General features: G+C 39.1%; 18 protein-coding genes. 13 read left to right on the top strand and 5 right to left on the bottom strand.

The window, feature by feature from the left end; translation table 11 throughout:
- Window positions 1–32 precede the first annotated feature (32 nt).
- The 3 genes from IF202_RS00560 to IF202_RS00550 are packed head-to-tail and all read right to left on the bottom strand — an operon-like array spanning window position 33 to window position 3,710.
- Window positions 33–1,034 (bottom strand): extracellular solute-binding protein, encoded by a 1,002-nt coding sequence (locus IF202_RS00560; RefSeq protein ID WP_191592930.1) that lies wholly within the window; start codon window positions 1,032–1,034, stop codon window positions 33–35.
- Between the two features lie 8 nt (window positions 1,035–1,042).
- Window positions 1,043–2,974, bottom strand: a complete 1,932-nt coding sequence (locus IF202_RS00555; protein WP_191592929.1) for an ATP-binding protein — start codon at window positions 2,972–2,974, stop codon at window positions 1,043–1,045.
- The gene (locus tag IF202_RS00550) at window positions 2,967–3,710 is read right to left on the bottom strand and encodes a response regulator (protein WP_191592928.1); all 744 of its coding nucleotides are present in this window, start codon (window positions 3,708–3,710) and stop codon (window positions 2,967–2,969) included. Before IF202_RS00550 ends, IF202_RS00555 begins: the two co-directional genes overlap by 8 nt.
- Window positions 3,711–3,918: 208 nt before the next feature.
- On the opposite strand from IF202_RS00550, the gene IF202_RS00545 reads away from it, so the two are divergent.
- The 6 genes from IF202_RS00545 (at window position 3,919) to IF202_RS17320 (ending at window position 10,541) form a co-directional block, all read left to right on the top strand.
- Entirely contained in the window at window positions 3,919–5,091 is a 1,173-nt protein-coding gene (locus IF202_RS00545; RefSeq protein WP_191592927.1) for an extracellular solute-binding protein, read from the top strand.
- 141 nt (window positions 5,092–5,232) lie between these two features.
- Window positions 5,233–7,428 carry an ABC transporter permease gene (locus IF202_RS00540; RefSeq protein WP_206705332.1) on the top strand — a complete coding sequence of 732 codons (2,196 nt, stop codon included), beginning with the start codon at window positions 5,233–5,235 and terminating at the stop codon, window positions 7,426–7,428.
- Window positions 7,429–7,461: 33 nt separating this feature from the next.
- Window positions 7,462–8,520 (top strand): ABC transporter ATP-binding protein, encoded by a 1,059-nt coding sequence (locus IF202_RS00535; RefSeq protein WP_191592926.1) that lies wholly within the window; start codon window positions 7,462–7,464, stop codon window positions 8,518–8,520.
- On the top strand, window positions 8,513–9,184 hold the full coding sequence (locus IF202_RS00530; protein ID WP_191592925.1) for an HAD family hydrolase: 672 nt from the start codon (window positions 8,513–8,515) through the stop codon (window positions 9,182–9,184). The genes IF202_RS00535 and IF202_RS00530 overlap by 8 nt, the downstream gene beginning before the upstream one ends.
- Window positions 9,185–9,690: 506 nt before the next feature.
- The gene (locus IF202_RS17325; protein WP_206705331.1) at window positions 9,691–9,945 is read left to right on the top strand and encodes a hypothetical protein; all 255 of its coding nucleotides are present in this window, start codon (window positions 9,691–9,693) and stop codon (window positions 9,943–9,945) included.
- Window positions 9,942–10,541 (top strand): YHYH protein, encoded by a 600-nt coding sequence (locus IF202_RS17320; protein WP_206705330.1) that lies wholly within the window; start codon window positions 9,942–9,944, stop codon window positions 10,539–10,541. The genes IF202_RS17325 and IF202_RS17320 overlap by 4 nt, the downstream gene beginning before the upstream one ends.
- Before the next feature lie 244 nt (window positions 10,542–10,785).
- Here the strand turns inward: IF202_RS17320 and ilvY are convergent, their stop codons facing one another.
- Window positions 10,786–11,673: an HTH-type transcriptional activator IlvY gene (ilvY, locus tag IF202_RS00520; RefSeq protein ID WP_191592924.1), complete on the bottom strand. Its 888-nt coding sequence runs from the start codon at window positions 11,671–11,673 to the stop codon at window positions 10,786–10,788.
- Window positions 11,674–11,872: 199 nt separating this feature from the next.
- Between ilvY and ilvC the strand changes: the two genes are divergently transcribed.
- From ilvC to modF, 5 genes are all read left to right on the top strand, one after another.
- The gene (ilvC, locus tag IF202_RS00515; protein ID WP_191592923.1) at window positions 11,873–13,348 is read left to right on the top strand and encodes a ketol-acid reductoisomerase; all 1,476 of its coding nucleotides are present in this window, start codon (window positions 11,873–11,875) and stop codon (window positions 13,346–13,348) included.
- 138 nt (window positions 13,349–13,486) lie between these two features.
- Window positions 13,487–14,305, top strand: coding sequence for an amidohydrolase family protein (locus tag IF202_RS00510; RefSeq protein WP_191592922.1), 819 nt, complete (start codon window positions 13,487–13,489; stop codon window positions 14,303–14,305).
- Complete coding sequence (locus IF202_RS00505) at window positions 14,302–14,712, top strand: FixH family protein (protein WP_191592921.1); 411 nt, start codon at window positions 14,302–14,304, stop codon at window positions 14,710–14,712. Before IF202_RS00510 ends, IF202_RS00505 begins: the two co-directional genes overlap by 4 nt.
- Window positions 14,709–15,890 (top strand): cytochrome-c peroxidase, encoded by a 1,182-nt coding sequence (locus IF202_RS00500; RefSeq protein WP_191592920.1) that lies wholly within the window; start codon window positions 14,709–14,711, stop codon window positions 15,888–15,890. Before IF202_RS00505 ends, IF202_RS00500 begins: the two co-directional genes overlap by 4 nt.
- A 37-nt stretch (window positions 15,891–15,927) precedes the next feature.
- Window positions 15,928–17,400 (top strand): molybdate ABC transporter ATP-binding protein ModF, encoded by a 1,473-nt coding sequence (gene modF / locus IF202_RS00495; protein WP_191592919.1) that lies wholly within the window; start codon window positions 15,928–15,930, stop codon window positions 17,398–17,400.
- A gap of 65 nt (window positions 17,401–17,465) precedes the next feature.
- Here modF and IF202_RS00490 read toward each other — a convergent pair whose 3' ends face one another.
- Complete coding sequence (locus IF202_RS00490) at window positions 17,466–19,058, bottom strand: L-lactate permease (protein ID WP_191592918.1); 1,593 nt, start codon at window positions 19,056–19,058, stop codon at window positions 17,466–17,468.
- Window positions 19,059–19,301: 243 nt separating this feature from the next.
- On the opposite strand from IF202_RS00490, the gene IF202_RS00485 reads away from it, so the two are divergent.
- A complete protein-coding gene (locus IF202_RS00485) occupies window positions 19,302–19,517 on the top strand; it encodes a YgaP family membrane protein (protein WP_191592917.1) in 216 nt (71 codons plus the stop codon).
- A 33-nt stretch (window positions 19,518–19,550) separates the two neighbouring features.
- The gene (locus IF202_RS00480) at window positions 19,551–21,515 is read left to right on the top strand and encodes a putative bifunctional diguanylate cyclase/phosphodiesterase (protein WP_191592916.1); all 1,965 of its coding nucleotides are present in this window, start codon (window positions 19,551–19,553) and stop codon (window positions 21,513–21,515) included.
- Window positions 21,516–21,534: the final 19 nt, after the last annotated feature.

Here is a 21,534-nt window from a genome sequence, read left to right as displayed (position 1 = left end):
ATAGGAGTAAAAAAATCATGGAAAGAAAGTAATTAATCCAACTCATTCCATAAATCTAATACGCGTTTTCGGGTGTCTGGACGCGAATAGGTGAAAAAATCGTAATTGATCAGATTAAAGTACCTATTATCAAAATACGCTCTTGATTTAATCGTGTTGATATTCGAATAAATTTGTAAACCAATATCAGTTGCCAAACTATCCTGAATCTCAGGATGTGTACTAAACTCAATAAACTGTTGAGCGGCAGTATGATTAGAAGATTTCTTTAGAATACTAGCTGCTCCAATTTCATAACCAGTTCCTTCACAAGGTATCACCACAGCTAAATCGTCATTATATTCCAGCATAGGGACTGCATCGTGAATAAATACAATAGAAATGGAATTTTCGCCGCTAATAAGTGGGGCTAATGCCTTATAACCACTTGATGTTGTGAGACGAATATTCTGTTTTATATCCGAAATCATCGGTCGTGCCTTTTCTCCTTTGTATATCTGTAACAAGGTACTTAAAAAAGTATACGCCGTACCTGACAAATTAGGATCACCAATAATGATTTGACTTTTATACCTTGGATCACCAAGGTCTGACCAACACTGAGGGACATCTAAACTTAAATCAGACAACACCTTCTTATTAACAATAATACCCAATACTCCAGCATAAATACCGATACTACGCTGACCTGATATATTCAGAATATTTCTAGACCAAAACAATTGGTCAGCCATATTGGTAAGCTTAATAGGCATCAATAGATCACTTTCTGCCGCTTTAAGATGGGTATCTCCTGTTCCTCCCCACCATAAGTCAAAACCTTCTTTGTTACCTTCTTCGAGTAAACGAAGTACATCGCCAGAACTTTTCACTTCCATCTGACTAGATATATTAAAAACCTGTAACATTTGTGAGTTTAGCCAAGCACAACTTACTGGCTCTACACTACAATATACTTTTAAAACGGTGTCTTGAGCAAAAGTCAAACTCGACATAAAAAGGAAACTAAGTGATATAAATAATTGCTTGATCATAATTACCCTTAGATTTTTTTAGGTGAAAAACTAATAGAAACTTTAGTACCACTGCCAACTTTGCTTTCTAAAAAAATCAAACCGCCACTTTGCTTTACAAAACCATGCACCATACTCAGCCCAAGACCATGCCCTTCGCCTTTTTTGCGACCTGTAAAAAAAGGTTCAAACACTCTCCCTTGAATATTTTTAGGTATTCCATGACCATTATCTTTCACCATAATGGTTACTCTATCTGACGCATTTACCAGAGAAGTGATGGTTATTTTTCCTCCATTTTGAATAGCATTGCTTGAATTAATGCATAAATTAATAATGCTTGCTTCAAGCTGACCTGCATCGATATAGATGTACAAAGGCCTATCACTCAAAATTAATTGCACATCAATTTTTTCATCCGTTGCAAAACAAATCACCTCATAGAGGCCTTCTAACAACTCGTTCACATTAACCAATTCAGGTGAGAGTTTTTTGCAGCGAGAAAAAGTTAACAGTCGGTCAATTAGGCTAATGCTTTTATCTGCTGAAAATAAGGCTCTGTCTATCACCTTACTACCATCGCCAACATTAAAAGACTTAGAGTCTCGTAATATACTTAGAGAACTTACAATAACACTGATCATGTTATTGATATCATGCGCGACAGCACCAGATACTATAGCAAAAGAGTCGAGTCTTTCATCTTGCTTATTTTTTTCTTCGGTTTCTGACTTAATGAAAATCAACTTATGATCACCATCTAATTTCTTGATAGTTTCAATTTCGGCCGTAACCCTAGTATTTGGACTATCCACAACACCAGAACTATCAAGTGCCCCAATCGACAAAAAACAATGTTCATCTTGTATAGAATAATTCAAACAGCCCATCGAAGGCTTACCTTTTAACGTTAAAAACGACGCTTCATTTTGTTCATAAAACAAACGTGAGAAGTACAATGGCAGATCATTATTATCAACCAATATAAATGAAGCATTATTCTCTCGCACAATATGAGGAATAGCTTTGCCGTATAAAAGCAGCCCTTTTTCATTAAGAATGGTATTTTTTGAAGAAACAGATTCAAGATCAGCAGAATCTGACAGTGACAACAAGATTTTTCTATTTTGTCGAATCACATAAGAGCTACACACTGCCAGAAGTACAGACAATAATGTAATCGTAAATATCAGTAGAACATAGAAGGTACGAGGACTGCTCGACGGTATGCCTTGTTGTTTTTCAGAAAGTTTTTTGACGATTTTATTAGATAAGTTATCAGTTTTTAGTTTTATTTCTTCTATATTTTTATTGAGCACGATATTTAAAGAAATTATTTTCTCTATTGTAGAAAAAGCATTGAGAGAGCCAAAAGAGACACTTTTTATTTTTTTACTTTCAGCATCATCACTATCAATAGAAACCATGTTTAATACATTCAAAAATTCTCTATAAAGCTCTCCTAATTCCAGTAGGTTCTTTGCCTCAATCGCCGAAGACAAGAGCTTCCACAAGTAAGCACGTTCGGTCCTCTCATTCAGGTCCATTCCATTAAAGATAATCACTCTTAAGTTGTTTTTTCGATAGTTATAATCATTCCTAGAATTGGCTTTTTTATTAAAGCTTTCCAATTGATTTACAATATCGCTTACTTCAAGTGCATATTCTAAAGCACCAGATTCATATAAGCCTAATTGAACAAATTTATAACTTTGTAAAATTCTCTCGTATTCATAAGAAAACACATTAAATGAACGCTGTTTATCGAGTCCTATTAAAGTTTGAGATATTTTTATTAAATTTATTGAATGAAAAAGGTGTTCACTGTTTTTTTGATTTTGAATTAATATTTCATTATTTTTTTGCATGTTATTGAAATAAAAAAATAGAAATGACAAACAAAATAAAAAAAGGACACATAAAATAATTGTTTTATTTTTTAAGAAATTAATACTATTCATTTTTATTTTCAGACTCAATTACAAACATATAACCACGATTCCGTCTTGTTTGTAAGTATTTTGGTTTAGATGGAATCAATTCGATTTTTCGTCTTAATCGAAGAATTAGTACATCAATGCTTCTCATCATATATGAACTGGACTCTAATCCAAGCTCATCGGATAGATCTTGCCTTGAAATAATTTGACCAGCGTGTTTTACAAAATATTCAAGCAGCCTAAACTCCGTATTGGTCAGCTCAATGAAGCCCTCCGACTCACGATACAAGGTGCATCGTTTAGAATTTAAAAAGAAGTCACCAAAACTCAAATCTGAGTTTATTACTTCTCTAAGTGGCTCTTGATCGATATTTTGATCTTTTTGGGTGATATTTGATCGTCTTAACCTAGATCGTATTCGAGCCAAAAGCAACCTAGGATTAAAAGGCTTATCAATAAAATCGTCTAAGCCTGACTCTAAACCAACAATTTTTTCGATATCATCATTGACACCAGAAATCATAATAATGGGAATATCATACCTAGCAGCTACCTTTTTCGATATGTCTAAACCATTCATGCCAGCGAGTTTCAAATCTATAATAAGCAAATCAATTTCATTCTTCTCAATTTCCTCTAAGACATTTTCTCCATTATTTTGTGAGAAGGTTTCAAATTCATTCTCTTGTAAAAAATCTGTTAAAAACCTCAAAATTTCACTATCGTCATCTACAACTAATATTTTTATTCTTTTCATAGAAAACCTATTTTTTAAAACACATCATCTTATACATTCATCATATTACATTTTATTTATACGCATAAGTGTTACTTATATTACAAAAATTACAAATACATAACATTTATTATTAGTCTATAAAATATATATAATATAAAACCAATTGAATATATCCCTCACTAGTAACAACATAAATAGGACACAATAATAAAAAATAGGAATTCCAATGAATATTTTAAAAAAATCTTTCTTTATCCCTGCTGTTTTAGGTTTATCCACCAGCGTCTTTTTAGGTACTGCTCATGCAGACTCTACAAATCATCAGTATCTCAAAGGAATTAAAGGTAATCTAGTTACTTACTGTGGTGCTGAATCAGCAGCTTGTGCAGTAGTAATTGATGATTTTAACCGTAAGGTTGCTCAAATCAATGGAAACAATGAGTTTGAAGCTAAGTTTATTCGCTTAAGTACTAGCGAAATGATGTCGAGAATTAAAGGCGAATTAGAAAAGTCTTCACGTGCGGCAAAACGTAAATGTAAATCTTTCGCAGATGATGCTTTAGAAAGCTGTAAAGAACAAGTTTATAAGTCTAAGGTAGATCTTGCTTTCTATGGTACAGATGACCCTTATAAAACAGCACTTCAAGACGATCTTTTTGCCAAGCATAAGTACCCTCTTAATGAATCCATACGCCCTTGGGCTTCTAATCTGACCTTAGAAAGCGGTAACCGTCTTGGTGCCTTGTATATGGGGGTTTTAGGGTTAGGTGTTAATACTGAGCTACTTAAAAAACGTAATATTTCAAAGCCCATGTGTTGGAAAGATCTAGAAAAAGCAGAATATAAAGGCCAAATTGTTGTGGCTAATTGGAATACTTCTGGTACCGCATATAAATTTGCAGCCACTTTGTTACAAGCTTTTGATGGTGATTTAGACAAAGGCTGGGATGCGGTTACTAAAATTCATCAAAACGTCAGTCAATATACCAAATCAGGCTCTAAAGGTGTAAAAATGGCTGCATCAGGCGAGACTTTAATCGGTATCGGGTTTGGTCATGATATCGTCGATCTAGTCGATCAAGGTTTTCCAATTGAATTGGTTGTCCCTTGTGAAGGTACACTTTACGAAGTCGGCCCTGTAGGCATTGTCCGTGGTGCGCCAAACCGTATGGCCGCAGAAGCTTTCACGACGTTTTTATATGAGAAAGAAACTCAAGAACTTTTAGCGACTGTTGGCTCTTTACAGTTCCCATCTAATGCAAATGCAGCAGCACCTAAAGGTTCTGAGAAGCTAAAAGAAGCTAAACTAATTGCTTCTGATTCACGCTTTGCAACCAAGTCTTATAAGAATGACATAATCCAGAAATGGACCAATGAAATATTCCCTCTTGCAAGATAAATAAAAAAGAAGTTCAAACACGGTTTAGAACTGTGTTTGAACTTACCTTTCCGCTCCATATTCTAGATACATAGCTGGCATAGCTCGCTATATCTGATATTTTCAATTGCACTAGACGTACTCGTTTAGGAGAATTTACCTGTGAACCAATTTCACCGAAACACATTAATATTCGGCCTTGTTGCCATTCTATTAATGCCTTGGTATCGAGTTGATGGAAATTTTTGGACTTTCCAATGGCTGGCATTCAATTTTTTTTTGATAGAGGAAAGTGCGCCATTAATTAGTCAGTTATTTCACCTAGAAAAATATTGGCTTATTTTGCCCCTCGTTCCTTTTGTACTTTACACTTTCGATTATATGGCCAGTACCAAATTTTCGGATTCTATCAAACAGCAAGGGTTGCTTAACAGACAGCTTTATTATGGCTTAGCAGGACTGTCTTTCACCTTAATTCAAGCTTTCTTAGTGGGTGACTTTGGTGTCAATTTTGACTGGTTAGTATCTTTATTACCCGAAGATTCTTACCAGTTTGGTGCGGGTGCAGGCACATTATTATTAGTCATTAGCTTTCTCTTTATGATTGCCAACGGTTTGGCTTATCGTGGATTTATGAAAGGCGATATATTTGCTACTTCTTGCTTGATTCTCATCATCTTTTTAGTCGTAGTGTTTGTTGCCTTTCCAGTCTTAAATATTCTAATCAGAGCATTCCTTATTGAGGACGCAGGCTACTCTTTTCAAGCATTTTTCGATCGCTTCGCGATTGTTAATTTATGGGGGCTGGATTGCGGACCCAATGCAAGTTCAATTTGTGGAGTCGCTTGGTCAACGTTATTTTTAGCCATAATGACAGGCATTAGTACTACGTTATTAGGTTTGGCTTTTGCTCTAATCGTGACTCGTACGAACTTTATTGGAAAAAAATTCCTAAGCTTCTTTAGCATTCTGCCCATGATCACACCACCTTTTGTAGTCGGTATGGCATTGATCCTATTACTCGGCGCATCAGGTACATTTACCGAATGGTTAAACGCTTTTTTTGAGGTGGAACTGGGTGGTTGGATTTACGGTTTTTGGGGACTTTGGTTAGCACAAACACTGTCTTATACACCGATTGCCTTCTTGGTTTTAATTGGCGTAGTAGAAGGTGTCAGTCCTTCCATGGAAGAAGCTTCTCAAACATTAGGAGCAAGTCCAACCAAGACTTTTTTCACTATTTCATTACCGCTAATGAGACCTGGGTTGGCCAATGCCTTTTTATTAGGCTTCATTGAAAGTATGGCTGATCTTGGCAACGCCTTGGTACTAGGTGGGGACTACCAAGTTCTTTCCGCTCAAATATTTTTTGCCATTGCCGGCGCCTCTGCTGATGATGGAAAAGCCGCAACACTTGCTATTGTGCTGTTGATCTTCACACTCACCACGTTTTTCATCCAGAAAAGGTGGGTAGGCAAAACCAACTACACCACAGTAACGGGTAAAGGCGATGGCGGTAGTTATGGCCCCTTGCCAAAGTTAGTTAAATTCTTATCTTTAGGTACCGCATTACCTTGGGTGGCATTCACTTTCACCGTTTATGTAATGATTTTGTTAGGTGGTTTTGTAGAGACTTGGGGGGTAGATAATTCCTTCTCTCTTACTCATTACGCAGAAGCCTTCAGGATAGAATTTGTTAATAACTCCATGATGGCATCAGGCGTTGCTTGGGACTCTCTCTTTACTACCCTATTACTCGCAATTATTGCTATGCCATTGACGTCTTTTCTTGGGTTATTAACAGGTTATTTATTATCCCGTGTCGACTTTCCCGGCAAAGCATACTTCGAATTTGGCACTATGCTCAGTTTCGCCATCCCAGGCATTGTTATTGGTGTCTCATATGTTATTGCGTTTAATCAAGCGCCAATCGATCTGACCTACACAGGTATGATCATTGTCTTGTGTTTCGTATTTAGAAATATGTCAGTCGGTGTGCGTTCTGGTATTGCGTCTCTATCACAATTAGACAAAGGCTTAGATGAGGCTTCAATAACCTTAGGGGCAACAGGCTTTACTACCTTAAGACGCATTATCTTCCCGTTGATCAAACAAGCGATTGTCTCATCGATGATTTACAGTTTCATTCGATCAATTACCAGCGTCAGTGCTGTCATCTTCCTGGTCAGTGCAGACTACAACCTTTCATCAGCCTACATCATAGGCTTGGTTGAAAGTAACCGCTTTGGTGTTGCCATTGCCTATGCAACTGCTCTGATCGTTATTATGAGCGTCGCTATTTTGTTAATGAAACTATTAATAGGCGATCGAAAAGTCTTTTTAAGAGCTCAAAAATAACTTATTCAAAAATAAAAATAGTTGGGTATTAATATGTCTCAAAATTCTTCAGTAATATTTAAAAATGTCGTTAAAGCTTTTGGCGATACACAAGTCGTTAAGTCGATTAACTTTCAAGTAGATTCAGGGAAACTGGTTACCCTACTCGGTCCTTCTGGTTGTGGTAAAACCACTACGTTACGGATGATAGCGGGGTTAGAGCTCCCTACCTCTGGTGAGATTTATATTAGCGGTAAAGACGTCAGTAAAGTATCAGCTTCAGGACGTAATGTCGGTATGGTCTTTCAGTCCTATGCTCTGTTCCCGCATATGACCGTACTTCAAAATGTTTGTTATGGCCTCAGTAATCACAAGTCTAAAAAACTAGAAATGCTTGAAAAAGCAGAAAAAGCTTTAGCAACAGTCGGTCTATCACACTTAAAAGAACGCTTCCCTAGCGAACTATCCGGCGGTCAACAACAAAGGGTTGCTATTGCTCGATCAATTGTAATTCAACCCGATGTGCTTTTATTTGATGAGCCATTGTCAAACCTAGATGCCAAATTACGTCGCCAAGTAAGACAGGACATTCGAGACTTACAACAGGAGATCGGAGTAACAGCCATTTATGTTACGCATGACCAAGAAGAAGCATTGGCCATTTCTGACGATATTATCGTTATGAACGATGGCAATATTAGCCAAATTGGTAGTCCTGAAAACTTATACAAACGCCCGACTAATGCTTTCGTCGCACAATTTATTGGAGATGCCAACAAGCTCACTGGTGAGCTTGTAAAAGATGAAAACGATAGTTTATTCAAAATAGCGGAACAGTCTATATTCGCTTATCAAGGTAACAAGCCAGCAGGAAAATACGATGTATTTATCCGTCCTAATGCGTTGAAGTTTGTCAGTACAGAAAGCACTTCAGATATCTGCTTTCCAGTCACTGTAAAAAAATCTGTTTACCTCGGTAGTCATACAGAATATCAACTCAGCACATCATGGGGTGAGTCACTGTTTATGATCGATTATAGCTTTGACGAACCGCTTGCCAATCAAAGCGAAGCTTTTGTTAGTATTGATGCAAGAGGAGTTTCCATTGTCTAAATACGGACCTACAGAGAAAATAAGCTTCGTCGATTACGATGCTATTTTATTCGATTTTGATGGTGTCATCGCAAATTCAGAAGCATTACATGTTAGTACTAAAAAAGCCGCGTTAGATGCTTTTAATATTGCATACGACAATGCTCAGGTAATGTCGTTCCAAGGCAGCCCAGAAGTCGATTTTTTCGACTTTTTTGCAAACCTGAGCCAACAGGGTGCAAATACTTTACTGGCATTAAAACGGCAACTATTTGAACAAGAAATAAACCATATTAAACCAATAGAAGGTGCCATTCCGTTCATTCGAAAACTCAATCAGTATAAGCCTTGTTACGTGGTGACGTCTTCAATTCGAAAGCAAATGAATTGTTTTATTGAAAGGTATGAACTAATTAATGACTTCAAAGGCTACATAACCTGCGATGACGTAAGTCAACATAAGCCCCACCCAGCGCCTTATTTAGTATGCATGACACAGTCTAACCTTCAAGCAGCTCGCTGCTTGGTTATTGAAGATTCACCTAATGGTATCAGCTCGGCAAAAGCCGCAGGGTGTTTTACAGTAGGATTAATCGGTGAATTTTCCAGCCAAGAATTGATAGACAGAGGGGCTGACGTAGTCGTACACGATTATGTGGAACTAGAGTCATTAGTTTTTGATTAAATAAAGGAATACTTAAAACCAAATAAATTTAATCACCTTACCTTTTTGAACATTTCCCCACCGCTAAACAAACTAATCAGGCCTTGTTTAGCGGTTTTTACATAGATTACTCACCTGCCGCTTAAATCATTTTATAGATTCATTCAAAAATCATATAAATGCCTTTTCTTAATTTCCCACTAAGCGCTCTAATACGTTGTTAAAAATAAATTAATGTAAATCTGATTTTACTCATAAAAAAAACAGCGTTTAATAATGACAAGACAACTCACTTAAAAATTTTAAAAAAGCCTCTTACTCAAATACCTAGTTAATTGAAACTAAGCAAGTTACATATATTCAAAAAAGAAAGGAAAAACATACTCACTGTAGTCGCACTAAGTTTACTCTCTGCTTCATGTGCTCAAAATAATCATGATGCCGATCATAGCCATAAACATGCCAATGGCAGCAGTCACACAAGTAACAATCGTGCCATTAGTAATGGTGCAAGAGACATTACTAATGTGCTATTTACAAGTAGAGCGGCAAATTGTTCTGAGTACGCCAATGAGTATAAGTCTAGTGTCAAAGACGTTAATCAAGACACCTTGTATAAAGGTAGCCTGAAAGTAACATTAGAAAATGAGAAGTGTCTTTTTTCTACAAATGCGATACCCAATCATGATTTTAATGATGGATCTTCAACCTTCCGCAACCCGATAACCGAACAAAATATAGTTTATTCAGTGCCAAAAGCACCGACAAAAGCGTCTAAATGACGGAACTTAGTTTACGTAAAGATAATGCCGTATTTTTAAATGGCGTAAAATTGGATTTGTTAGCGGCTGGTTGTTTTGGTGTTCGTGATGGGTTTATTGGTTGCGGTAATACCGATCAACCGTTTCGATTTGACCCTATGTCATCTTTAAACAATTTCGGTACTGACTCACATAATGCGCACACTCAACCAGATGGTGCTTACCATTATCATGGAAACCCAATAGCCATGTTTTCTTCTAATGGTGGTGTTGCTTCACCTGTTATTGGTTTCGCGACAGATGGCTTTCCTATTTATGGTAGCTACTTTGATGATGAAGGCGTGATTAGAAAAGCAAAATCCAGCTATGTTCTCAAAGAAAATGACGGCAAAAGAACAGATATTACCTTTGCAGGTAAAAAGTATTCTCCAGGTGGTTCCTATGATGGAAAATTCGTTGATGATTATGAATACGATAAAACATCTGGAGACTTAGACGAATGCAATGGAATGTCAGTAAATGGCACTTATGGTTATTATGTAACGGATGCTTATCCTTGGGTGCTTAAGTGCTTCAAAGGCACTCCGGACTCAAGCTTTGATAAACGAAGAGGCTAAACACTAAGCAGTATAGTTGAGCCATGCTATAGCATCGTGAACATGCGAATATGCGAATTATGGTTAGATTAGCTGCTCCAGTAGGAAAAGGTTAAGAGAGCAGATTTTACTCTCTTAACCTTTTCCTGTATTGCTACCAAGAAAGAAATGAATGGTAAAAAGTGACATCGAAGACTGTAATTAATTTTGTGTAGCTGCCTTTCATTTCCCATTCATTTTAAGCGAGGGAGAAGTAAGCGGTTTATTATTCGCCTTCTATCAAATTCCAAAACGCTTCTACCATTGGGTTCTTTAGGTTCTTTTTAAGAGCAAATAAACCAATATCGTACGGTGCTAATTCTGGCTGTACGTCCAACACTTTAATGCGATCCACCAGCGGGCTGTTGTCGAGTACAATTTTTGGCACCACGCCAATACCAAACCCTAAACTCACCATGCTGACTATCGCTTCGTTCCCCGTTACTTGGGCGTAAATTCTTGGCGTAATATCATGCTGAAGAAACCATGCATCTACATGAACACGCGAAACGCCGCTTTCAGAAAGAATCATGGGGATGTTTTCCCATTCCTTTATCATCGTCGGAGCGGTTGTTGGTATATTTGGAACTTGTTGCTCAAGCGGCCCAATGAATAACAATGGCGACATGGCAATCGGCTTAAAGGCTAAATTACGAGGTAAATTAGCAGGACGAGCGGCAATGGTAACGTCTTCTTTGCCATCCAAAATATGGGCTATGGCGTGTTCTGGATCACCGGTGCGTAATTTGATTTCAATACCAGGATGGATATCGCGAAAGCGGTTAAGCAACTCATATAGAAAGCTATGACTGGCCGTTACCGAACCATAGAGACTAATCTCACCTCTAAGCTGGTCAGAATTATCCGTCAGCTCATGACGAATGAGATTCCATCGACTGTTGGTTTCTCGAGCGTAATCAACAAACTTCCGCCCTTCTTGAGTTAACACAACCGTGCGATTATCTCGATTAAATAAAGCCACACCAAGCTCGTCTTCTAGCTGACGAATGTTACGCGACAAGGCAGAAATGCTAATGTGGCACTCATCACTAGCGCGACCAAAATGCAGGTTTTCTGCCAAAGCAAGAAAGTGTTTTAAGGTTCGTATATTCATAGTAAGTAAGGATATCTTATCTTTGCAAAAAATGGGACGTTATATTGCAAATATATCAATTTACGAAATCATGAACTTTCTATAAAGTAACCACACTGACATTAGAAATCGTTTTACGTTTCTTTATTTTGTCACTCATTTTAAAAATCGGTGAGGTTTGCTCATCGATTACAAATACTAAATTAACAGGTGTTTACCCATGTCTAATAACTACTTCAATACTTTGCCACTACGTGAGCAATTAGCTCAATTAGCAAAATGTCGCTTCATGGACATTTCTGAATTCCCTGAAGGCGTTGATGCGCTGAAAGGCAAAAAAATTGTCGTTATTGGTTGTGGTGCTCAAGGTCTTAACCAAGGTTTGAATCTACGTGACAGCGGGCTAGACGTTTCTTATACACTACGTGCTGCAGCGATCGCTGAAAAACGCCAGTCGTGGAAAAACGCGACTGAAAACGGTTTCGTTGTTGGTACTTATGAAGAACTTATCCCAACCGCTGACGTGGTATTGAACCTAACACCGGATAAACAACACACGCCTGTTGTGAAAGAAATCATGCCTCTTATGAAGAAAGGCGCTTGCCTATCTTACTCTCACGGTTTCAACATCGTAGAAGAAGGCATGCAAATTCGCGAAGACTTAACCGTCATCATGGTTGCGCCTAAGTGCCCAGGTTCTGAAGTACGTGCTGAATACGTTCGTGGTTTTGGTGTTCCAACACTGATAGCTGTTCACGAAGACAACGATCCTAAAGGTGAAGGTCTTGCTCTAGCAAAAGCGTACGCGGTTGGTACTGGCGGTCATAAAGCAGGCGTTCTAATGTCTTCTTTCATCGCGGAAGTAAAATCTGACCTTATGGGTGAGCAAACAATCCTTTGTGGTATGTTGCAAACGGGTTCTATCCTTTGTTTCGATAAAATGGTTGAAGAAGGCATTGATGCTGGTTACGCATCTCGTTTGATACAATACGGTTGGGAAACAGTGACAGAAGCCTTGAAATACGGCGGCGTGACAAACATGCTAGACCGTCTTTCTAACCCAGCAAAAATCAAAGCGTTCGATCTTTCTGAAGAATTGAAAGTGATCATGCGTCCTTTGTACAACAAACACCAAGACGACATCATCAGTGGTCATTTTTCTAAAACTATGATGGAAGATTGGGCGAATGACGACGTTAACCTACTAGGCTGGCGCGCAGAAACAGCAGAAACAAACTTTGAAAAAACACCTGCTGGCGACGTTGAAATTTCTGAACAAGAGTTCTTCGACAACGGTATCTTGATGGTCGCGATGGTTAAAGCCGGTGTTGAGCTTGCTTTCGAAACGATGACAGCTGCAGGTATTGTTGCTGATTCTGCTTACTACGAGTCTCTACACGAAACTCCGCTTATCGCCAACACAATCGCTCGTAAGAAACTTTACGAAATGAACGCAACTATCTCTGACACAGCAGAATACGGTTGCTACCTATACAACCACGCTTGCCTACCATTGCTAGCAGACTTCATGAAAGACATCAAAACGGACGTAATCGGTAAAGGTCTTTCAACGGAAGATAACGGTGTTGATAACGCTCGTTTAATTGAAGTAAACGCAGCACTACGTAATCATCCAGTTGAAGCTATTGGCGGCGTACTTCGTGGTCACATGGCTGACATGAAAAAAATCGTTTAATTTCCGTAAGAATTTAAACGTCAAAAGCCAAGGTTTTTACCTTGGCTTTTTTGTGTCTACTTGGCAGAATGAAATCAATCTACTAAAAATAGCTATTCTGAACGTATCAATTTTATTGATCATCACGAGGAAGAAAATATGAAACGTGTCATAGGTTCTTTGTTAAGCAGTGTATTAGTTTTCAGTGTTTCAACCGCCCATTCAGAAACACAATTGATAGATACTCACATTCATTACAGTCATGACGCTTGGAATGTGACTCCTCCTAAGAAAGCCATTGAAATATTACGCACAGCAGGCCTACAAAAAGCCTTTGTTTCGAGTTCCAGTGACGAAGGTACCCAGCTTTTATACGCAAAAGCACCTGATCTAATTGTTCCAGTTCTTCGTCCTTATCGTAAACGCGGTGAAATCAGCACTTGGTTGCATGACGAATCTGTTATTCCTATGCTAGAAAACTTACTGGCGAAAAACACCTACGCTGGCATTGGTGAGTTTCATGTCTATGGTGATAATGCAAATTTACCCGTCATTCGACGCGTGGTAGAGCTTGCGGCTCAGTATCAAATCTTCCTTCATTTACATGGCGATTCAGACGCCGTTGAGTATGTGTTTGATCAAGATCCAAGTGCCAAGATATTATGGGCGCATTCAGGGTTCGATGATACATACACCATTGCTCGCATGTTAGAAAAACATCCTAATTTAAGCGCCGACTTGGCTTTTCGAAATGAGCATGCATCAAATGGAAAAGTCGACGCAGATTGGCGAGAGCTGTTTCTTGCTTACCCAGATCGTATTATGGTCGGCACTGATACGTTTTCCCCAGAACGTTGGTATTACATCATAGATCATGCGGATTGGAGCCGAGAATGGTTAACGGATTTACCGACAGACGTAGCTGAGAAAATCGCCTATAAAAACGCTCTCGCCTTATCGAATTGGGCGCTAAAATGAAAACGGCTGTTGCGGCTAGAATAGGCGCTATCATCTTAGCCGTTCAAAGCAGCAGTTATGTACTTGCTTGTTCAATACCAGACGACGCTGGCGTGACTATTGAACAAGATGGTTTGACAATTGGCATTATCTGGCAACAAGACACGCCTCCCATCGTGGGAGAAGTATTTGAATTGAATATTATCGCTTGCGAAGAATCCAAGCCCTTTGTTGGGGAAATAAAAGCTTCAGCTATGATGCCTGCCCATAATCACGGCATGAATTACCAACCAAATGTGACAATGAAAAGCCCCGGACAATACCTTGCTACAGGATTTGTTTTTCACATGTTTGGAACATGGCGTTTAAAGCTAAATATCTTCTCTGATGAACGCCGATACGATATAGAACACGACTTAACCCTATGAAGTTAACGGCCTATTTTTGTCTTGTCTTCCTGCTTTTATGGCAACCTGTTTACGGATTAGAATACAGCGATCAAGAATTGACGATGATTCGTTCTTTGGGGCCTTGGCCTACAGAATCTGTAAAAGACCCAAGTAATCGGTTCTCACAACAAGAAGGTGCGATTGAGTTAGGTCGTCAGTTGTTTTTTGACCGCCGTTTATCCAAAGATAATCGTTTCTCTTGTGCAGACTGCCATCAGCCAAATCAAGCCTTTCAGGATAGTCTTCCTCTGAACAAAGGCTTCGATCCACTACACAGGCACACCAGCAGCTTACTAGATGTTGGACATCGTCCTTGGTATGGCTGGGGCGGTGAACATGACAGTCTGTGGTCTCAAAGCATTCGGCCTATGTTGGCTTCGGCGGAAATGCACACCAACATAACAATACTTAAAAACACGCTAAAACAAGACAATCAGTTTCAATGTGCTTTCCAGCAAGTCACAGATCGCACTATCGGATCCTTTTCAGAAGATGAGTTACTCATTACACTTGGAAAACTGCTTGCTAGCTATCAAGAAACCATTAAAAGCGGATCAAGTTCATTTGATCTCTTTCGCAGTCAACGAATCAAACAGTCCAGCCGAAATGACGAACAATACCTATCCATAGATGCGCAAAAAGGCTTGAAACTGTTTATTGGTGAAGCTCGCTGCGTACTCTGTCATTCTGGCCCGAACTTCACTAATGGTGAATTTGGCGATATTGGTGTGCCCTTCTTTATCCAAAATGGCCAAGGTGTTGATAAAGGACGTTATAAGGGAATTCAAGCGCTACGAAAAGACCCTTATAACTTGCTGGGTAAATACAATGACGATCCTAGTAAAAACAATGCGGTACGCACAAAACATCTGCAACTTTTGCATCGTAACTGGGGTGAGTTTAAAGTGCCCTCTCTCAGAAATGTCAGCCAAACTGCCCCTTATATGCATAATGGCAGCGTTAGAACCTTAGTGGATGTCATCGATTTTTACTCAAATTTAGATGAAGAAAGATTACATGCAGATGGCGAAAAAATCTTGCGACCTTTACATTTAAATGAAGAGCAATCGCGTAGCATGGTCGCATTTTTAACGTCGCTCGCTGGCCCTATTTCAGCGGCGACCGAAAATACACAACTATTTTCTAGATGCCAATAACGGACTTTATACTTACTTTTAAACAAGAGATTTCTTTATGCTTACTACTGCTATTTCAATTATTGATGCTTATATCAATTTTGATGAAAGATTCACGTTAAACAACATCAACTGGACAGTCGAACCAAGCCAACATTGGGTAATCACAGGAACCAATGGCTCAGGAAAATCTGCTCTTGCTGCGGTGTTAGGCGGTGTTGGTGATTTGGAATCGGGCAGTATTCAAGGTATTCCAACAAATGTCGGCTTGGTGTCTTTTGAAGCTCAAGCGGAACTGATCGCCAAAGAATTGAAGAAAGACGATGCCGACATCATGGACGTTATTTCTGTTGGCACACCTGTTCGAGAAATGATTTTTGACGATTGTGCGGATCCAGAACTAGCCCAAACACTGATTGAGAAGTTCGGCCTTACTACCTTACTTGATCGTGCTTTTCGCAAGCTTTCTACAGGGGAAACCCGCAAAGTTATGCTGGTCCGAGCATTATCCAGCAAGCCTGATTTATTGGTTTTAGACGAGCCTTTTGATGGCTTAGACGCCGACACCTTAATCATGCTACAAGCTCACCTCGCCTCTATTGTTGATACGGTTCCCATGGTAATGGTGTTAAACCGATTTGATGAAATGCCTGACTTTATTACTCATGTTGCCTACATGGATAAAGTCCAATTAGATAAAAAAGACAATAAAAGTAATACAGCCGTAGGGAACTTGGCCTTAACTATAGATCGCCAAGACAAAACCGCCTTCGAAGATCTGTACCAATTACTGCATTTGAAAACCACAGATCTAAAAATCCCAGCGGCTGGCTCAAGTAACCAATTGCCTGGACTTGATGCGAGCCAGCCTTTAGTTCGCTTAAAAGGCGTGACAATCAAATACGAAGACACTGTCATTGTCGATAAACTCAATTGGACAATTGAACAAGGCCAACACTGGCAACTCAGCGGGCCAAATGGCAGCGGTAAAACTTGCGTATTGTCTTTGATCACAGGTGATCACCCACAGTGTTACGTGAATGATATTTTTGTCTTCGGGTTTCAGCGTGGTAATGGGGAAAGTATCTGGCAAATCAAACAATTCATCGGTTATGTTTCCACCGCTTTACAATGGGAATACCGCGTTAGTACCAGTTGCCGTAACGTCATCATTTCAGGGTTTTATGACAGCATTGGTATGTATTCAAAATCCACTGACAATCAAAAGAAAACTGCCAATGAATGGCTTGAATTACTTGGTATGAGAGACCGCGCTGACCAGCCATTTAACAAGCTTTCCTACGGAGACCAACGCTTGCTACTCATCGCCCGCGCCATGGTGAAACATCCACCGCTGCTGATCCTAGATGAGCCTTGTCTTGGTCTAGACGACATGAATCGACAGCTGGTTTTAGCCTTAATAGAAAAGATCTGCGCAGCATCAGAAACCACTGTTTTATACGTAAATCACCATGCAGAAGATAAAATCACAGGGATAGATAACTACTTGGCTTTGAAGAAAAACAACTAATGTAGAAAGTCACAAACAAAAAAGGCCAACTCAAAAAGTTGGTCTTTTATTGAGTGCCTAAGTAACTAAATAAGTATCAAACCAGCGCCAACCAAGGCAGCAATCACGCCGTAAACCATCATAGGAATAATGGTTTTCTTAATGATATAACCTTCTTTGTTGGCAATCCCTAAAATAGTCGAGACAGCGATAATGTTGTTGATACACACCATGTTACCCATGGCGGCACCTGCAGATTGCAAAGCAAGGACGACGGATATTGGTAAGCCAACTTGCATTGCGATGCTTTGCTGAATGCCACTAAAGGTTAAATTAGACACAGTAGCAGAACCTGAGAAAAAGCTTCCTAATGCGCCTAAAAGGGCAGAAAAATACGACCAGTTATCACCGGTAATACTTGAGAATGCATTGGCAATCAAAAAGATAGGAGAGTGTTCACCACCCAACATCATGAAGTTCACCATGATAAGCGCGGCAGCCAAAGAAATCAGTGGTAACTTCATTCTACGGCCAGTATCTGCAAAGGCTTCCGCTACATTGCTTCGTGACATTTTTAACAAAGGAATCGAAATTAGCACGACCAACAGAAATGGAATTAAAGCGGGTACGTAAAGCGTTTTATACGACCAGCCTACAGGTGTGTTTAGAATATTCTCCACTGACAGCACCAGCGCCTGACTCACACTAAAATACGCGTGACCTATGTCGAAACCAAACCACAGAGTCATGTCAGTTAATAACCCTTTGATGCCCAGCTGACTAATACGCGTCACTATAAGAATGACAATCAGCAAAACCAAAGGAGACAATGCAAAAACCAGTGCTTTAAAAGGTACTTTTTCACCTCTAGGTAAATCGTTTTCGTCTGCTTTTAAGCCAATACGCTGCTTAGCTAAAGCTATGCTGATCATCAAGCCAATCGCTCCACCAATCAATGCTGGGAATTCATAGTTCCACGTCGCAATCCAATAATATGGAACCGTACAAGACAAAATACTCAGAAGTATGAACACAATGTTTTGACGAATCATTTGCCAACTGGTGACAAATTTTAATGCCATGATTGGGATAATAAACGCAGCCATTGAATTAATTAAGGCCGTTTGTGTGGCAACCTCGAAGATTTCTTCTGAATTTAGGTTCAATGCCTCTAAACCAAACCAAATCGGTGTACCGACGGCACCAAATGACACAGGAACAGAGTTCATCACCAGAGCAAGCATTGCGACCTTTAAAGGGTGAAAACCCAAACCCACTAACATAGGCGCAGCAATGGCTGCAGGAGTTCCGAATCCTGATGCACCTTCCAACATAAAGGCGAACGCCCAACCAATGATCATCAACTGAGCAATGGCATTGGTGCTAATGGATTCTAACCAATGAGCGATAACACTTTCTGCCCCAGAAATTGCCAACACTCGATTTAATAAAATCGCTCCGGCAATAATGGAAATAGGCGTAATGACAGACAAGGTTCCAGAAATAATATTCGCAGTCAACAAACGCCAATCAGCATCAAAGTAAAAAAACTGAATAACGCCCACCAATAATGCAGAAATAGGTAATGCGATATGAGACGGTAACGCCTGTTTTTTGGTCATGAGCCAAATTAATAAAAGAATCGGAAAAACTGAAATAAAAGTACCAAGAAATGCCATTTTTCCACTATCTCCAGGTTAGCGTTAAATAAAATCAGGTCAGAAGCAGTAACAATAACAAGATTGTTTATTAATCCATACACTACACATGGTTTTAAGCTGCAATTTATATTACAAATCAATACTTCCTCGCTTCATTACATTGAAATGCAATTCCTTACAGTCTTAACATTGTTTATTTTCGAACCAAGGGAGATACTAGAATTTAGGTATTTTTAGTCACAAGTAAGTGGAGATATAAGCATGGAAAAGAATCTACACCCTTTAGATCGTATCTTACGAGGCATAATCGGCGTTTCAGTCATTGGCTTCGTTCTATTTAATGATGGCTACTTAGAAGAACCTGTTTTAGAAATATTACTTATTATATTTGGAGCTCTGAATTTAATTTCATTAATAAGCAGTTGGTGCCCTATATATCAAATTGCAGGCATCAGTACATGTAAGGCGAAGAAGTAAAAAGAATCAATAATATAAGGGACTAAAGGTTTTATGCCTCCATTATTAGAATTGCAAAGAGACAAGTTTTTCCGTTTTCGGTTAATGATTATTTGTTTTGGCGTCGCTTTTTTAGTCTCTGCTATTTACGTTATTGTCTCTTACCGTCTTGCTACTGACTTGGGAATAAAAGCCGAACAGGTATCGCTTCATAGGCAAACTATGCTGCTTCATGCTGAGCTTGTTGAAGCAGACAATGATCCACAAGAACGCTTAACAGAATTAGTTGAGCTTATTTACCTAAATGATCACATCGGCGTTCAAAAACTGTATATCGAAGCGTATGGAAAAGACTTTGACTGGTCATTAACCCATAACATCACACCACAACAAACCTCCACGTTAAAAAATCGAATGGAAAACAAAGTCACTCAACATCATCATTCTGCTATGGCAAGCGGCACAGACACTTTGGATGGAGAGCTTTTTTTATGGCAAGTTGTTGAAGGTCAAGACTATAAAATTATAACCATTGAAGTAGCAGAAAGTCTTAATGTTGCGCTTAACCTCGTTGCAAAACGCTTGTCTATCACATCTATTATAGTGTTTTGGATAGCGGCTTGGATGGCCATTTTACTTTCCTCATGGATGAGCAGAAGAGTCCAAAGTAAAAATAACGCGCTGGCAAAGCTAGCAACTTACGACCAACTAACGGGATTGCCTAATCGCTTATATCTGATTGATATGATGCAAAAGAACATGCCTGAAACGCCAAAATCAGATCGATTAACATTCAAAAAATCATCTTTAAAAAAAGAGGTACAAGGTTGTTTATTTGTTATCGATCTCGATAAATTTAAAGAAGTAAATGACGCCTTTGGACACTCAGCTGGAGATGAGTTACTTAGAAAAGTATCTCGACGTTTATCTGTCACTTTAGGTGAGCAGTACACACTCGCTCGAATCGGTGGCGATGAATTTATTGTTTGGGCTAACGATATAGAAATTAAACAAGCCACCAACTTAGCAAAAGAACTTGTTGCGGTATGTAACGAGCCCGTTATGATCAATCAACTAGCTGTCAACACTGGCGCAAGCATTGGTGTCTCACACTATCCAACTCATGCCACAGATATAGAATCACTGATTCTTTGTGCTGATATCGCTATGTATGAAGCAAAACAAGCACGTACAGGATGGGGGCTTTTTAACGTACGAGATACAGAAATAAATCGCCAACGTTTACGCTTACGTGCCGACTTAAGTGAGGCCCTTTTAGAGCAAAAAATTCATTTATATTACCAACCTAAGGTGATGTTACATACAGGTAAAATCATCGGTGTTGAAGCACTCGCACGCTGGCATCATCCAACCGATGGTGTGCTTTACCCTGGTAGTTTTATTGATATCATCGAGCAAAGCGGCCGAGTTCAAGAATTCGGCCGCTATGTTGTTCGTACCGCCATCATGCAGTTAGCTGAATGGCAAAGGCAAGGAGCCTTTACTCCGATTGCGATTAATTTATCTCCTTATAATTTGCTAGATCTTGGTCTATTAAATTTCACCTTACAATTATTGGATGATTTCAATGTCAGCCCTGATATGTTGGAAATTGAATTAGTAGAATCATCTACCAGCATTAATATAGAGCAGATATCTTATCGAATTAATAAGTTCAAAGAGGCAGGAATCAAGTTAGCGATTGATGACTTTGGTACGGGGATGAGTTCTTTATCCTACATCAGTAATCTTAATGTAGACCTCATAAAAATTGACCGATCTTTTATTGACGGCGTGGATAAAGACCCGAAAAAACAAGCTATCATCTTTACTGCAGTGACGTTAGCTCAATCTTTTGATACTAAATTGCTAGCAGAAGGTATCGAAACAAAAGCACAAGCGGATCTGCTTATGCAAATGGGTTGTCGTTACGGCCAAGGTTATTATTACGCTAAGCCTATGCAAGCAAAGCAAATGAAAAATATACTCTTAACCAAAGCAGTACTTCCTATTAAATAAGAATAAGCAGACCATACGC

This window comes from Marinomonas colpomeniae (assembly GCF_014803385.1).
Classification (GTDB): domain Bacteria; phylum Pseudomonadota; class Gammaproteobacteria; order Pseudomonadales; family Marinomonadaceae; genus Marinomonas; species Marinomonas colpomeniae.
Note: the sequence above shows the minus strand (reverse complement) of the source record. Positions and strands in the feature narration are given on the sequence as shown.